The 16,132-nt window shown below is 38.1% G+C and carries 13 protein-coding genes; 2 read left to right on the forward strand and 11 right to left on the reverse strand.

Annotated features, from left to right (window positions below):
- Positions 1–54 precede the first annotated feature (54 nt).
- The 6 genes from IO68_RS32685 to gloB all read right to left on the reverse strand — a co-directional run bounded on the left by IO68_RS32685 (position 55) and on the right by gloB (position 7,612).
- The gene (locus IO68_RS32685; RefSeq protein ID WP_023014311.1) at positions 55–2,931 is read right to left on the reverse strand and encodes an EAL domain-containing protein; all 2,877 of its coding nucleotides are present in this window, start codon (positions 2,929–2,931) and stop codon (positions 55–57) included.
- 112 nt (positions 2,932–3,043) lie between these two features.
- Entirely contained in the window at positions 3,044–3,766 is a 723-nt protein-coding gene (locus IO68_RS32690) for a 16S rRNA (uracil(1498)-N(3))-methyltransferase (RefSeq protein WP_023014312.1), read from the reverse strand.
- A gap of 22 nt (positions 3,767–3,788) precedes the next feature.
- Positions 3,789–4,625, reverse strand: coding sequence for a methylenetetrahydrofolate reductase [NAD(P)H] (gene metF, locus IO68_RS32695; protein ID WP_019384081.1), 837 nt, complete (start codon positions 4,623–4,625; stop codon positions 3,789–3,791).
- A gap of 73 nt (positions 4,626–4,698) precedes the next feature.
- On the reverse strand, positions 4,699–6,081 hold the full coding sequence (ahcY, locus tag IO68_RS32700; RefSeq protein WP_023014313.1) for an adenosylhomocysteinase: 1,383 nt from the start codon (positions 6,079–6,081) through the stop codon (positions 4,699–4,701).
- A gap of 296 nt (positions 6,082–6,377) precedes the next feature.
- Entirely contained in the window at positions 6,378–6,584 is a 207-nt protein-coding gene (locus tag IO68_RS32705) for a hypothetical protein (protein ID WP_004878555.1), read from the reverse strand.
- A gap of 296 nt (positions 6,585–6,880) precedes the next feature.
- Positions 6,881–7,612 (reverse strand): hydroxyacylglutathione hydrolase, encoded by a 732-nt coding sequence (gene gloB, locus IO68_RS32710; RefSeq protein WP_023014314.1) that lies wholly within the window; start codon positions 7,610–7,612, stop codon positions 6,881–6,883.
- 369 nt (positions 7,613–7,981) lie between these two features.
- On the opposite strand from gloB, the gene IO68_RS32715 reads away from it, so the two are divergent.
- Together IO68_RS32715 and IO68_RS32720 are read left to right on the forward strand one after the other, a co-directional pair.
- Positions 7,982–8,968, forward strand: coding sequence for a hypothetical protein (locus tag IO68_RS32715; protein ID WP_023014315.1), 987 nt, complete (start codon positions 7,982–7,984; stop codon positions 8,966–8,968).
- A complete protein-coding gene (locus IO68_RS32720) occupies positions 8,962–9,828 on the forward strand; it encodes a histone deacetylase (protein WP_023014316.1) in 867 nt (288 codons plus the stop codon). Before IO68_RS32715 ends, IO68_RS32720 begins: the two co-directional genes overlap by 7 nt.
- A gap of 52 nt (positions 9,829–9,880) precedes the next feature.
- Here the strand turns inward: IO68_RS32720 and IO68_RS32725 are convergent, their stop codons facing one another.
- The 5 genes from IO68_RS32725 to purH all read right to left on the reverse strand — a co-directional run bounded on the left by IO68_RS32725 (position 9,881) and on the right by purH (position 16,109).
- Complete coding sequence (locus tag IO68_RS32725) at positions 9,881–10,576, reverse strand: methionine ABC transporter permease (protein WP_023014317.1); 696 nt, start codon at positions 10,574–10,576, stop codon at positions 9,881–9,883.
- Entirely contained in the window at positions 10,573–11,598 is a 1,026-nt protein-coding gene (locus IO68_RS32730; protein WP_023014318.1) for a methionine ABC transporter ATP-binding protein, read from the reverse strand. Before IO68_RS32730 ends, IO68_RS32725 begins: the two co-directional genes overlap by 4 nt.
- Before the next feature lie 70 nt (positions 11,599–11,668).
- Positions 11,669–12,544 carry a MetQ/NlpA family ABC transporter substrate-binding protein gene (locus IO68_RS32735; protein WP_019384086.1) on the reverse strand — a complete coding sequence of 292 codons (876 nt, stop codon included), beginning with the start codon at positions 12,542–12,544 and terminating at the stop codon, positions 11,669–11,671.
- A gap of 598 nt (positions 12,545–13,142) precedes the next feature.
- Positions 13,143–14,429 (reverse strand): phosphoribosylamine--glycine ligase, encoded by a 1,287-nt coding sequence (purD, locus tag IO68_RS32740; protein WP_023014319.1) that lies wholly within the window; start codon positions 14,427–14,429, stop codon positions 13,143–13,145.
- 105 nt (positions 14,430–14,534) lie between these two features.
- Positions 14,535–16,109 (reverse strand): bifunctional phosphoribosylaminoimidazolecarboxamide formyltransferase/IMP cyclohydrolase, encoded by a 1,575-nt coding sequence (gene purH / locus IO68_RS32745; RefSeq protein ID WP_004878570.1) that lies wholly within the window; start codon positions 16,107–16,109, stop codon positions 14,535–14,537.
- Positions 16,110–16,132: the final 23 nt, after the last annotated feature.

Here is a 16,132-nt window from a genome sequence, read left to right on the forward strand (position 1 = left end):
TTGACAATCTATAATCAGCGTAAAATAAACTGTCAAAATGCTCTAAATTTACTTTTAAATGGAATATCTTGCGGTTGACAGTTGCATATGTTTTTGAAGAAACTCTGTTGCATGTGCAGCCGTTAACGGCTTCGCAAATAAGTAACCCTGTAATATGTCACAATTTTGTCGCTTCAAATAATCTCGTTGTTGTTCAGTTTCAACACCTTCTGCTACGACTTTTAAGCCAATCGTTCTTCCCATTGCAATCATGGCATTAACTATCGCATCCTGTTTTGGATTGCCAATTTTTGAAATAAACGCGCGGTCAATTTTTAAAATGTCAATTGGATATTCGGTTAAGTACGCGAGTGATGAATAACCTGTTCCAAAGTCATCCAGTGCAATGGAAATATGACGTTCTTTAATGGCACATAAAACTGTTTTAACACTTTCAGTATTTTCTAAAAAAGCTGACTCAGTGATTTCTAGTTCTAAGTTTTCACCAGATATTGCATATTGTTCGAGTACGTCATCAATATCATGTAGTAATTGGCCACGTAAAATCTGTTGTGCAACGATATTTACTGCAACGTGAATATCAGCAAAACCTAAGTTTTTCCATATCTGAAGTTGCTTAGCCGCTTCATATAAGACAAATCGGCCAATATCAGAAATTAAACTGGTACTTTCTGCTAATGGGATAAAAATGTCAGGCATGATCAAACCTTTAGTTGGATGGTTCCAACGAATTAAGGCTTCAAAACCACTGATATGAGAGGATTGTGCTGTAATTTTTGGCTGATAATAGACAACTAGCTCATTATTCTGAATTGCTTTTCTAAGGTCTAACTCTAAATCTGTATGTTTAGCAACAAAATTGCTTCGTTCAGTTGAATAGTATCGAATCGTGTTGCCGCCTAAACGCTTTGCCTCAGTGAGGGCTTGCTCTGCATGAGTATTTAAATTATCAACTTGTCTACCATGTTCTGGGTAGATTGCAACACCAATAGAGATACTGACAACGTATTCTTGATCAGCAATATAAAACGGTTTGCTGAATGCCTCGACAATATTGTTGCAGAGTTGGTGAATTGGCGGATGAATCGGCGACATTTCATAAATGATGGCAAAGTCATCTGCACTTAAATGTGCAACCAGCAATGCATCAATATTACTGATACGCAAACGCTGTGCCACTTGTTTTAATAGCTCATTACCTGCTTGATTGCTTAGCAGTTCATTCAGTGCTCTGAAGCGGTCAATATTGAGACGAATGACGGCAAGATGTTGGATTGAAGCTTCATTTACCAAGTATTGATGCAGTTGTTGGTGATAATAAAAACGATTTGGTAGATCGGTGAGGGTATCGTAATTGGTTAAATAAGACAGGCGTTGCTCTTGATGCTTACGTTCAGTTTGGTCTGAAACAATACCGATATAATTAATAACACGATCTGCTTCATCTTTAACCGCGTTGATATGCATCCACAAGAAACATGATTTTTCTGAAACATAGGTTTCTTGATATTCACCTTCATACTCATGCTCTTCAAATAATGTATCAAGGATCGAAAGATGAAAATTAAGATGGTGCTGCTTACTTTGCTTAGTAATTTCAAAAATATGTTTATTTAAAATAAATTGTTTATCTAAACCAGTCAGTTGTTCGTATTTTGGGTTGATTTCTAAATAGTGGAAGTTGTCATCTAAAATGAAAATACCTTCAGAGGCTTGTTCAAATACACTTGCTGCAAGCTTAAGTCTTTCTTGATCTTTTTTTTCTTGATTAATATCACGATGAATACCAACCATACGAAGTGGAGTTCCATCTTTAGGGTTTCTTTGGATGACTTGTCCTACATCATGAATCCAAGACCATTCACCATTCGGACGCTTGATTCGAAAGGTTTCCTCATAACGATCATTTAAACCGCATAAGTGATTGTAGAGCGTATTTTTAACACGATCAGCATCATCAGGATGAACAATTTTTTCGAGTAGTGAATAATGATTTTCTGAATTTCGAGTTACTTCTTTGAGATGTGAGTTAGTAATGCCGACAGTGTGGTTTTCTAAATTCCAATCCCATGGGCGGATACCTGCTGTTTCATGGGCAAAAGCTAAGTTTTGTCGATGCTCTTGAAGGCTCTCGTTCATTTCAGTGAGATCAAATGTCCGTTCACGTACCTTTTGTTCTAATAGGTGATTATTAAATTGTAATTGTGCTTCGATGTCTTTGGACTTGTTAACTTCACGTTGCAACTGTTGACATAACTCTTCTGTCCATTGATTGTGCTGTTCTGCTACATCAATTAGTTGTTTATTTTTCTCTAGTACTTGGAATAGACGTTTATGGATTTTGAATGTCGCCTGAGCGCATAGCAAAGTTGCGAAAAATGAGAGGTAGTAAGCTATATAAAAAAGAGTGTGTTCTTGATCTTTATGCAATAGCTGCGAAATAACTAAGGGGCTGATACTTGGAATAAAAAATAAGAAGAAATAGCGGATATGCTGCGTTAAAAAAGTAAGTGCAATAATATGCGACGATGTCAGTAGAAAGGCGGTTAACGTTAAAATATGCGGGCTTGAAATGTTTGGAACATCTTTGGCTAAAAAGTAATTAATGATGATTGCACCCGAGCCTAGAAGTAAGCCTGTTACGAAACAAATAACCTGAAAAATTAAATTGGTTTTTTTTGCATAGCGGACAGATGAATATTGTTTTAAAGAAACATGGCAGACAGCGTAAAAAACAAGTAGAACAATGAGTGTTAGTGCGGTCCAAATTGAAAAAACGTTTAGGTTAAATGAATAAAAAAATCCAAATAAAACATAATCCAAAAGGGTGAGGCAAAAGACGCTTATGACAAATAAACGTACATGATTAGGATAATTAATTTGATCCGTATAGATAAATTGTGGCAAATTTTTTTCCTGATCCCCTAACATATAAAGAATAGTCCTTTTAATTTTTTATCTATGTTTACAGTCTATGTTTTTTTGTAAACACAATAGCGTTTTATTTTAAATTACAGCTAAACCAAATCGAAAGCAATGCCAATCATGGTTTGATGCTGAAGTGATAATTTAAAATAGATAAAGCAACGACTGGAGCGGTTTCAGTCCTTAAAACACGATCTCCAATACACCAGTTTTGAAAATTGTTTTGGTTGGCAGTTTCAATTTCTACTTCACTTAAACCGCCTTCTGGGCCAATAAGTAAAGCAAGATGATTGTCACTTTTTAGCAAGACATTTTCTTGATTTTTATTTGGTGCAAGCACAAAACGAGATGTAGGTAATCCAGATTTTACCCAATCATTCAGCGCAATCGGCGGAAGAATTTGGGGAACTTTATTTAATCCACATTGTTCGCAGGCCGCGATAGCAACAGATTGCCAATGGTCTAATTTTTTTTGATCTCGATCATATTTTAGACGCATTTCGCAGCGGTCACTGGTTAAGAGTTGAATCGTTGTAACACCAAGTTCAGTTGCTTTCTGAATCGCATAATCCATGCGATCACCTTTGCTCATGACTTGACCTAAAATTACGTTAAATGGTGCAGTTCGATCTAACTCATTAAATTGATCAACCGAAACAAAGGCATTTTTCTTATTAATTTCAGTGAGTGTTACGAGGTATTCACCACCTTTCCCATTGAAAAAGATGGCTTGTTCTTGCTCTTTTGCTCGAAGCACACGTACCCAATGATGAAATACTGATTCTGTTAATTCGATTGTATTTCCAGTATTTAATTCAGTTTCGATATAAAAACGATTCATGCTTAGGTACGGCTCTTACAAATTAGTTCAAACCAAGATCAACAACGAGTTGTCGAGTTGGTTCTGTTTGGTTCATTGAGTAGAAGTGAAGTGTTGGTGCGCCACCCGCAATTAAACGCTCACAAAGCTTCACAATCACTTCATGACCAAATGCTTTAATACTTGCACTGTCATCGCCATAGGCAGCAAGTTGTTTGCGAATCCAACGTGGAATCTCTGCGCCCGTTCCATCTGCAAATCGGATTAAGTTACTTGCATTGGTAATTGGCATGATGCCAGGTGCGATTGGGATATTTACCCCAGCTTTTGCTAGACGTTCAATAAAATAGAAATAAGCATCTGGATTGAAGAAGAATTGAGTAATTCCCGCATTTGCACCCGCTTGAACTTTTTCTACAAAACGTTTGATGTCTGCATCGAAGCTTTCTGCTTGTGGATGCATTTCTGGATAAGCTGCTACTTCGATATGGAAGTGATCGCCAGAATGCTCACGAATAAAACGTACAAGGTCTTGCGCATAAGGGAGTTCGCCAAGACCAACTTGTCCTGATGGTAAATCACCACGTAGCGCAACGATGCGATCAATGCCTTGAGACTTATACAAATCGAGTAACTCAGCGATACGAGCTTTATCATCACCGATACAAGACAGGTGAGGTGCAACAGGCGTGCCTTTACCATTAAAGTCATCAATTGCAGCTAAAGTTCGTTCACGAGTAGAACCACCAGCACCATAAGTGATGGAGAAGAACTCTGGATTGAGCAATTTTAGCTCTTGGTGAACAACACGTAATTTTTCTGCACCTGCATCAGTTTTTGGTGGGAAAAATTCAAAAGAAATAGGAACACGTTTCGTCATTTCAAATCCTTTTTAAAATTGCTTAGAAATTTTAGAAAAAAGGGCAGTCCGTAAAACGTCTGCCCTCTATTTCTTAGTACTTGTAAGCGTCAGATTTGAATGGACCTTCTACAGGAACACCGAGGTAATCTGCTTGAACTTGAGTTAATTGTGTCAACACACCACCAAAACCAACAACCATTGCAGCAGCAACTTCTTCATCTAATTTCTTAGGAAGAACTTCTACGCGAATCGCAGCTTGTTTTTGGTCAGCAGGCAAATCAGCAAATTTTTCAGCGAACAAATGCATTTGACCTAAGACTTGGTTCGCAAAAGAACCATCCATAATACGAGATGGATGACCTGTTGCATTACCGAGATTCACTAAACGCCCTTCAGAAAGAAGGATCAGATAATTGCTTTCATCTTCTGAACGATACACTTGGTGTACTTGTGGTTTAACTTCAACCCACTTATAACCACGAAGGTAAGCTGTGTCGATTTCAGTATCAAAGTGACCGATGTTACAAACAACTGCACCCGCTTTTAAGCTATCTAACATTGCTGAGTCACAAACATGGTAGTTACCCGTTGTGGTCACAACAAGATCAGTGTTACCTAATAGATCATGGTTGATGTCTTCTTTCTTACCAGTTTGTACGCCATTTTTGTATGGAGATACAACTTCGTAACCATCCATACATGCTTGCATTGCACAGATTGGATCAACTTCAGTCACACGAACGATCATGCCTTCTTGGCGTAAAGATTGAGCAGAACCTTTGCCAACGTCACCGTAACCAATCACAAGCGCACGACGACCAGAAAGCAACATATCAGTCGCGCGTTTGATTGCATCATTTAATGAATGACGGCAGCCGTATTTGTTGTCGTTCTTAGATTTTGTGATTGAATCGTTGACATTGATTGCTGGAACTTTAAGTGAACCATCTTTCCACATTTCTAACAGACGCTGAACACCTGTCGTTGTTTCTTCAGTAATACCGTGAATACGTTCTAAAAGCGCAGGGTATTTTTCATGAACAAGCGCAGTTAAGTCACCGCCATCATCCAAGATCATGTTGGCATCCCAAGGCTGACCATTAACATTGATCTGTTGTTCTAAACACCAAACGTATTCTTCTTCAGTTTCACCTTTCCAAGCAAATACTGGAACACCATTTGCAGCGATCGCAGCAGCAGCATGGTCTTGAGTAGAGAAGATGTTGCAAGATGTCCAACGAACTTCTGCACCAAGCTCAACTAATGTCTCAATTAAAACAGCAGTTTGGATTGTCATGTGGATACAACCCAAGATTTTTGCGCCCGCAAGAGGCTTAGCAGCTGAATAACGTTTACGTAAGCCGATCAAAGCTGGCATTTCTGCTTCAGCAAGTTTGATTTCTTTACGACCGTAGTCAGCAAGGGAAATATCAGCAACTTTATAATCTGTAAATGAAGCATTCACCGCGTTCATCAGGATCTCCTAGAAAAAATAGTATGGATCATTCTGTTCGCGGATGCCGTTGTTGGTTAAAGCGAATGTTTAACCGATCGTCGAGCCTGGCAAATTGATCTTTAGTACCGATCACTTGTCGCAGCATCCCTCGACTAGGGCAATATAATACTTGGAAATCACTTTTGTTCCAATGTTATTTTTATGACAGATGGTCAGAAAATGAGAGATTGCAGCGAGGAAAGATAAAAGAAAAATTGTTATTCACATTTTAGGGTTTCTTATCCTTTTGAAACCCTAATTATCAACATTTACCATTATGCTTTTAAATGATCTTCGAACTCTTCGCCAAGTTGCATGGCTAAAGCATTTCCAGAAAGATCACATGTCACCAAACCATATTCTTTTTTAAAACTAAAAGTAAAACCACGATTGTCTGCTAAGTTTTTAACTGAATATCCTAATTTCTCTAACCAAATACGAAAAGCGACTAAATTTTTTGCTTTAACAACTCTGTTTTTCATAGCAGAACTCCTTGTGAACTTGTAATTATTAATAAGGGTGTCTTGAAAATTTTTAAAGGGGTGATGCATATATTTATTTTTCGGCTTGTAAATATTGTAAAACTGAAGTAATTAAAAAAAGATCATCTTAAAAATATATTTTATATGTATTTGTATTTTAAATGTAAAATAAAGAGTGGTGGTAAAATAAACAGTTGCTATTGTTAAATTTTTTGTATTTAAAGATGTAAAAAATAATTTCATTTTTCACTTTATTGCTAAAGTGAAAAATGAATGCGCAACATGTAATTTCTTGTTTAGAACTGATCTTTCAAACTGCGAATTCGAGCAAAGTCTTCAGCACTTTCTGTGCGTAGGAAAGGGTTAGTTTCTAGCTCTAATTCAATTGTACTTGGCAGTGTGATTCGCCCCGCATCTCTTAGTGCTTGAACTTCTCTAAAGCGTTCTTGTAACGCGACATTATGTGGTTCAACGGTTAAGGCAAACTCGGCATTCGCTAATGTATATTCATGTGTACAATACACTTTGGTTTGAATGGGCAAAGCTGCGAGCCGATTGAGTGAATGATACATTTGCTCGGCAGTCCCTTCGAATAAACGACCACAACCCATCGCAAATAGTGTATCTCCACAGAATAAGCTGTCGATTTCTTCAATAAAATAGGTGATATGACCGAGAGTGTGACCAGGGGTTGCTATAATCTCGATTTTTAGATGATTAAAGTGAAAATGATCATTGTTTTGTAATGGATTGGAAATTAAAGATATTTTACTTAGCTCATCGCGAGGGCCATAAACAGGAATATTTTGATCTGCCAATAAGCCTGAAACTCCATCCGTATGATCGCGATGCCAATGCGTCAGCCATATTTGCTTTAATTGCAATTGATGCTCGGCGCAGAACTGCGTCACAAGATGTGCCTCAGTAGGATCAATGACAACAACTTCTTTGGTATGTGTATCTTCCAATAACCAAATATAATTTTTTAAGGCGTTTTTAACGTCAATTGCATGAATTTTATAATGCATAGCCGAATCCTAAATCTTTGTTTCAAGAGGTTATTGTGCGGCTAATTATGAAATTTAACCGATTGTATTAGTTTAAGTGTAAAAGATTCATAGTGCAAAAGCTGTAGGAGTTCGATGTGTTTTACTGACTTTTTAGGGCAGTATATGACGACTGAAATCAGCCATTATCTTTATAGTTGACAAGTATAGTATTTTGAATAAAGATGATATAAAAGGTTTATAAGTTAATGATTTACATTGATCTTGACTCGAATATCAGATATTTAATTTAAGCTAAATAATTTAAAAGATTACAGTGAATAAGATAAGTATAGAGTGAATGCATAAGATCGAATGTAGGGAAATCATAAGAAGAAAGTGAGGGAAGTTATGTCTGATTTGGTAGATCATGAAGTTGTTGTTATCTTCAAAAAATATTTACACCCTTTGTCTGCCAAGCTTACCGAAATGTTGAATGAGCACTTTAGTCACCAAACTGAGCGTCGGGGCTGTGGTTATACTCAAGCAACACGTGTGATTGCAGAATTTGTTTCTCAACCGCGTGATCTGATTGGTTTTCAAGACCTTAGAATTTTTGAGGAATATGAAACTAAGGGTTTAAAGAATATTTTAAATCAAGCTTCTTTATATGGTTTGGAGCTAGGAACTTGGCGCAACTTGGACACGAATCCAGATGTGCAAACTTGCCTAGGAAAATTCAATCCGCAAGAAACATTTACACAAAATTTAAAGCAGGAAGTTGATTTTCAAGCGACTTTACGAACCTTGTATCAACATGCTGAACTTGAAGAAAGTATTTTAATTTGTCAGTTACTCGCGGATATTATTCTTCCGCAAGATGCTAAAAATTTAGAAATGATTGAGTGTGAGTCTTTGGAGGAAAAGCCAAAAGTAGGCTCATGCCCAATGGCGGAAAAATTCTTCTTACGTATTGCACATCATCGGTTACTCAGACAGGGTGAAATCAATATCTTTGTAGATGAGCAAGATCAGCCGATTATGATGGAAAAGATGAATATGGGGGACAATCACTCTTGTATCAGCTTAGTGCCGTTAATGATGAATGGTGTGAGATTACCTGCAGGGAGTCTATTCTCTGCAAATTATGATTTAGATCGTTTGGACAAACATCAGAATCAGCAATACAAAGGTTATGTTATTCCTATTTCACAAATGAACGGTTTTTGGTTTTTACGATTAACCACTTTAGCGGTTTCTCCGCACAACCGCGCACGCGCATTTGGTTATCATTTTAAGCAGCAAGTCGATAATGGGCTATTCCGACCAGATACAACTGAGTTGAGCCAACTCATGGAAATTGCTCAAGATCAAATATGCGTAGGATATCCATGCTAAAAGCTTGTTATTCTCCGCGTTATTATGCTCACACGCATACCAACAGCATGGAAAAATTGACCGCAGTTGCGGATGTGCTGTATGAAAATAAAATGGTTGAGCTCATTGATCCTGGGCTGATTGATGTAGAAATTTTAAAGAAATTGCACAATCCGCAATATGTTGACGCTTTTATCTCTGGTGAATCTGCTTTTGCGACGGTGCAAGGTTTTAAGCCTTGGAATACGCAATTACGTGATGCGATTTTATCTGTTCAGGCAGGGCAGTTATTGGGTGCGGAAAACGCATTAAAAGAAGGTATTGCTGCAAATATTGCACAAGGTTTTCATCATGCAAGTTATGAGTCTGGTGCGGCATATTGTACATTCAATGGTTTAGCGCTTGTTGCAAAGCAATTCCCTGAAAAAAGAATCTTTATTCTTGATTGCGATCAGCATGGTGGCGATGGTACAGCAATATTTACTAATCGAATGACCAATCTAGTCAACTTCGGTATTTTTGGTATTCGTTTTGGCTGTAAAGCAAATGAACGTAGTCTGACTCGATATATTCATCCTAAACAAGGCAATTTTGATCTCTATCGAGAAGCGATCTTTGAAGCGTTTAATTATGCTTCCCGTTGGGAGGCGGATCTTATAATTTATCAGGCAGGGATGGATTGTCATCAACTGGATAAATATGGTTCTAAATGGTTTACAACAGAGTTGTTGTTTGAACGAGATCGATTGGTTTTTGAAATGGCAAAGAAAATGAAAATTCCGATGTTGTTTGTGTTGGCGGGAGGGTATCAGGAACTTGAAGATTTAGTTCCATTGCATGTCAATACCTTTAAGGCTGCGAATGAAATCTATTTTCCATAGAGAGCTGAAATAAAAAAGCACTCAAACAAGAGTGCTTTTTTATTGAGCTTGATTAACGTAATTTGGCTAACCAATCTCCAAGCATTTGCACCATCTGGACCAAAAGTAATAAAACAATAACTGTTAAAATCACAACACTAGTATCGAAGCGTTGATAGCCATAAGAGATTGCCAAATCACCTATACCACCTGCACCGATTGCTCCGGCCATCGCTGTTGCACCGATAAGAGAAATCGTACCAGTCGTTAAGTTAAGGATTAGAGAACTACGAGCTTCAGGGATAATAAACTTAAAAATGATTTGCCAAGGCGATGCACCCATCGCTTGAGCGGATTCAACAATACCTTCATTTACTTCTAGTAAAGAAGTTTCAATCAAACGGCCGAGATAAGGACCAACATAAATCGTTAACGGTACAATCGCGGCCCATGTTCCAATCGATGTGCCTACGATCATTTTGGTTAATGGAATGACTGCAATCAGTAAAATAATGAAAGGCAATGAACGTAGCGCATTCACAATTGGATTAAGAAAATAATAAACCGCGCGATTTTGTAAAATACCGCCACTGCGTGTTACGACTAATGTAATGCCTTGGATCAATCCCCAAATACAACCAAACAACAATGAGAAGAACACCATTTGAAAGGTTTCTTGTAAAGCTGTTACGAATTGATCTATTGACAGTGAGCTATGCCAAAATGGTGCTGTGACTTCTGTTAGCCATTGTACGATGAAGTCTCTCATTGGCTTACTCCAGATTGTTCAACTTTAACGCCTTGCTGTTCAAGGAATTTAATTGCTTCCTGAATAATATTTGGATCACCTAAGAGCTGAATAAACATCTGGCCAATAACAGTTCCGTTAATTTCAGTCATATTGGCAAAAAGAATATTGAGGCTTAAATCAAATTGTTTAATCACCGCTTGAATAACGGTTTCTTGAGCTGAAGTCCCTAAGAACTGGAGGTTATAGATACTCTTATGATGCTTATGCTCAAGGTTATTTAGAATATTGACAGGGAGTTGTTGCTGTAACACGGTCTGAATAAATGTTTTAGTCGTTGGATGTTGGGGCTGGCTAAAGATATCGAGTGTTGAACCTGTTTCAATCACATGACCTGATTCCATCACCGCGACATAATCACACACTGATTCAATGACATCCATCTCATGTGTTACCATCACAATCGTGATGTTTTGCTCTTGGTTGATCTTTTTTAATAAGGCTAAAACAGATTTGGTCGTTTGTGGGTCAAGCGCAGACGTTGCTTCATCACAGAGTAGAATTTTAGGATGATTGGCAAGCGCACGAGCAATACCTACACGTTGCTTTTGACCTCCTGATAATTCATCAGGATAGGCATCTTTCTTATGTTTTAAATCGATAAAATCTAATAATTCTGCTAAGCGCTTTTCACGCTCAACCTTACTATGCCCAAGTAATTTAAGCGGCATTTCAATATTTTCAGAGACAGTCTTTGTTTGCAATAAATTGAAGTGCTGAAAGATCATGCCGATATTTGCACGTTCTTGACGAAGTGTACGCGCATCCATTGCAGTAAAGTCTTTTTGATTAATAATGACTTGTCCCTGTGATGGGCGCTCTAGCAAATTAATCAAACGAATTAACGTACTTTTACCTGCACCACTATAGCCAATAATCCCAAAGATACTACCTTCAGGAATTTCTAAATTAATTTGGTCTAACGCATTAATCGTCTGACCTTTTAGCTGATAGTGTTTCGAAATGTTTTTAAATTGGATCATGTTCGTCAATACTAAGCAAAAAAGAAAAAACAGGCAAAGTCACTTTGCCTGTTTCGTTGAGAAGATTATATTACGAATTTGCTTCTGTGAGATAGCTTGTTGGTTTGTTCACGTCAACCTTAGTACCAGCAAAATGTTCTTGTACATATTGCTTAACAGCTTCGGTGTGATACAACGCACCAACCTTTTGCAATACAGCATCATCTTTACGTGATTCTGCAGTTGCTAAAACGTTCACATTTAATTTCGTGCTTTGATCGATTGGTTCGTAGAAGATTGCATCTTTAAGAACGTTTAAACCACCTTCCATTGCAAGCGTATTACCTAACAAAATCGCATCCACTTCGTCTTTAACACGAACAGCAGTTGCCATTTGAATTGGTTTAATTACGATTTTCTTGCTATTTTCAATGATGTCAGCAGGTGTGCCTTTTACAGGGTCGAAATCAGCTTTTAATTTGATTAAGCCAGCACTTTGTAAAAGCAATAAAGCACGTGATTCATTCGCACCATCATTTGGAATCGCAATGGTTGCGCCTTCTGCAAACTCTTCAACTTTTTTCACTTTGCTTGAGTAGATACCCATTGGTTCTAAGTAAGTTGTTGAAACAGGTGCAATCTTATCTTTATTTGCCGCATTGAAAGCAACAAGATATGCATAAGATTGGAATGCATTTAAATCAACTTCTTTGTTTGCAACTGCGGTATTCATTGCAACATAGTCTGTGAAGTTTTTAATTTCTAATTTAACGCCAGCAGCTTTGGTTTCAGGTAATGTTGCGATATAACGCCAAATGTCAGCATCAGAACCAGTAGAAGCAATTACAACAGTTTGCAACGCGCCAGCATCACCTTTTTGTTCAGTCGATGCTGTATCTGGTTGTTTGCTGCACGCTGCAAGCAATAACACAGATACACTTAAAAAAAGACCAATCAGCTTTTTCATGTATAAATCCTAATCGAAATAATGTTGAGAAAGTTCGAATTTCTCTAGCATTAGTGATTGCAATAATTTTGTATGTTGCAAATTAGCATCATGCATAAACATTCATGTGAATTGCTTTTAAAATCTGCGTCTTGCAACATTATAAAAATAGATGAATATTCATGTTCAAATTTAATACAACTTATTTGAACAATAGAAACTTCATATTATTTTTATCATCAAATTTGGATCTAGCTGTAATTCAATCCCTAAACTACAATGTCTTAATTATTTGAAATAAATGTAAAAGATCATTGGTTTAACAAAAAAACAACATCTAAAATTTGGGCAATCATACCAACAATTTACATAAGGTTATAGGGGCGTAAATTGGACTAAAGCGTATAAGAATATGATTATTTGAGGGAAATTGCATTCATAGTAAACATAAATGGATGATAGTTTTATAAATTTTTCAGAAAAGATATTGAACTGAATCAGTGGAATAATGGATATATATTTTTCTGAATTTTATATCTAAATAATGAATATAGAATTTGTTTTTATGCATTTTCAGGAATAAAAAAGCCTTCCGAAGAAGGCCTCTTTAGAGAATAGCTTATTCGGCTTTTTCACGTGCAATTGCGCGATAGCCGATGTCGCTACGATATTGCATACCTGTGAATGTCACTTGTCCACAAACTTCTAGTGCATTAATTTGGGCTTCGAGTACAGTATCACCTAATGCTGTGACGCAAAGTACACGTCCACCCGCAGTAATGATGTGACCATCTTCGGTGGTTGCTGTGCCAGCATGGAAGATTTTTGTATCTTCAGGAGATTGTCCGATACCAGAAATCACATCACCTTTACGTACAGTTTCAGGATAACCTTCAGCTGCAAGTACGATACCAATTGACTTACGTTCATCCCATTCAGCTTCGCTCGGTAAGTTACCATCAATACCAGCTTCAACTAAATCAACAAGAGACGATTTTAAACGCATCATAATCGGTTGGGTTTCAGGATCACCAAAACGACAGTTAAACTCGATGACACGAGGTTGACCTTGTTCATCAATCATTAAGCCTGCGTATAAGAAACCCGTATACACATGACCATCAGCGGCCATGCCTTCGACAGTTGGGCGCATAACTTCATTCATGACGCGTTCGAAGACATCAGCAGTTACAACAGGAGCAGGGGAATAAGCACCCATACCACCTGTATTTGGACCCTGATCACCTTCAAAGATACGCTTGTGGTCTTGTGAAGTTGCCATTGGAAGAATGTTTTTACCATCAATCATGCAGATAAAACTTGCTTCTTCACCAGCAAGGAACTGTTCGATCACAACACGAGAACCCGCATCACCAAATTTGTTACCTGCAAGCATGTCATCAATTGCTGCAAAAGCTTCTTCGTTGGTCATTGCAACGATAACGCCTTTACCTGCCGCAAGACCATCAGCTTTAATAACAATTGGTGCACCATTTTGTTCAACGTAGGCTTTAGCTGCATCTACTTCTGTAAATACATCATAAAAAGCGGTTGGAATGTTATGGCGTTTTAAGAAATGCTTAGCAAATGCTTTTGAACCCTCAAGTTGCGCAGCATATTGAGTTGGACCCCAAATTTTAACACCCGTTTCACGAGCAGCATCAACAACGCCGTTGACTAACGGTGCTTCTGGACCAACAACCACCAGTGCAACATCATTGGCTTTAGCAAAATCAATGATCGCTGGGTTGTTTAAAATATCAAGGTCAACGTTTTCACATTTGTCTTCAGTTGCAGTGCCTGCATTGCCTGGCGCAACAAAAACTTTAGTCACTTGTGCATCTTGTGCGATTTTCCATGCAAGTGCATGTTCACGGCCACCGCTACCCAAAACTAAAATATTCATTATTAATTTATTTCCTTTTTAAGTATCTCAAGTACATCCACTAAAAATAGAAAATTCCCCCTTGAGATGCAACTAAAACATCGCAAGAGGGATTTTTTAAATCTATTAGTGACGGAAGTGGCGCATACCAGTGAAGACCATTGCAATTCCAGCTTCATCTGCTGCAGCAATCGTTTCTTCGTCGCGCATAGAACCACCTGGTTGGATGATACATTTGATACCTGCTTTTGCAGCGTTATCAATACCATCACGGAATGGGAAGAATGCATCTGATGCCATAACTGCACCTTCAACCACTAAACCAGCATGTTCAGCTTTGATCGCAGCAATACGAGCAGAGTTCACGCGGCTCATTTGACCTGCACCAACACCGATTGTTTGACGGTTTTTCGCATAAACAATTGCATTTGATTTCACGTATTTTGCAACTTTCCAAGCAAAGATAAGGTCATCAATTTCTTGTTCAGTTGGCGCACGCTTAGTTACAACCTTGAGGTCATCTTTCGTGATCATGCCTAAGTCTTGGTCTTGAACCAACAAACCGCCGTTTACACGTTTATAGTCAAGTTGTGGAGCACGAGCGTCAATTGCTGGAAGGTCACCACATACCATCACACGGACATTCTTTTTCGCGCCTGTGATTTCAAGTACGCCATCAGCAATGCTTGGTGCGATGATCACTTCAACGAATTGACGATCTACAATTGCTTGTGCAGTTGCAGTATCTAATTCACGGTTAAATGCAATGATGCCACCAAAAGCAGATTCTGGATCAGTTGCATAAGCAAGATCGTAAGCTGCTTTGATGCCATCTAATGAAACTGCGACACCACAAGGGTTTGCATGTTTTACAATCACACAAGCAGGCTTCGCAAATGATTTCACACATTCAAGTGCTGCATCAGTATCTGCAATATTGTTATAAGAGAGTTCTTTACCTTGTAATTGCTTCGCAGTAGAAACAGATGCTTCTTTTGCATTTTCTTCTACATAGAATGCTGCATTTTGGTGAGGATTTTCACCGTAACGTAAATCTTGTGCTTTATTCAATTGAGTATTGAAAGTACGAGGGAATAAGTCAGCTTCACCTTCAACTTTACCAACACGTGCACCTAGGTAAGACGCAATCATGCCATCGTATTGAGCAGTGTGTTCAAATGCTTTAACAGCTAAATCGAAACGCGTTTCGTATGACAATGAACCATTTGCTTTTAATTCAGCAATGACGCTGTCATAGTCAGATGCATTTACGATAATACCAACTGAAGCATGGTTTTTCGCGGCTGCACGAACCATTGTTGGGCCACCGATATCAATATTTTCGATTGCATCAGCAAGAGAGCAGTTTGGTTTTGCAACAGTTGCAGCAAATGGATAAAGATTCACAATCACAAGATCAATCGGATCAATGTTGTGTTCTTGCATCACAGCTTCGTCCAGACCACGACGAGCTAAGATGCCACCATGAATTTTGGGATGAAGTGTTTTTACACGACCATCCATCATTTCTGGGAAACCTGTATGTTCTGAAACTTCTACTACGGCGATGTTGTTGTCTTTAAGCAACTTATATGTGCCGCCTGTAGATAGGATTTCCACCCCAAGAGCTACAAGGTTTTGAGCAAATTCAACGATTCCAGTTTTGTCGGAGACAGAGATTAAAGCACGTTTGATAGTCATGATTTTAGTCAACAATTTGAAGT

The sequence above is a fragment of the Acinetobacter sp. COS3 genome (assembly GCF_000475335.1).
GTDB classification, from domain to species: Bacteria; Pseudomonadota; Gammaproteobacteria; order Pseudomonadales; family Moraxellaceae; genus Acinetobacter; species Acinetobacter venetianus.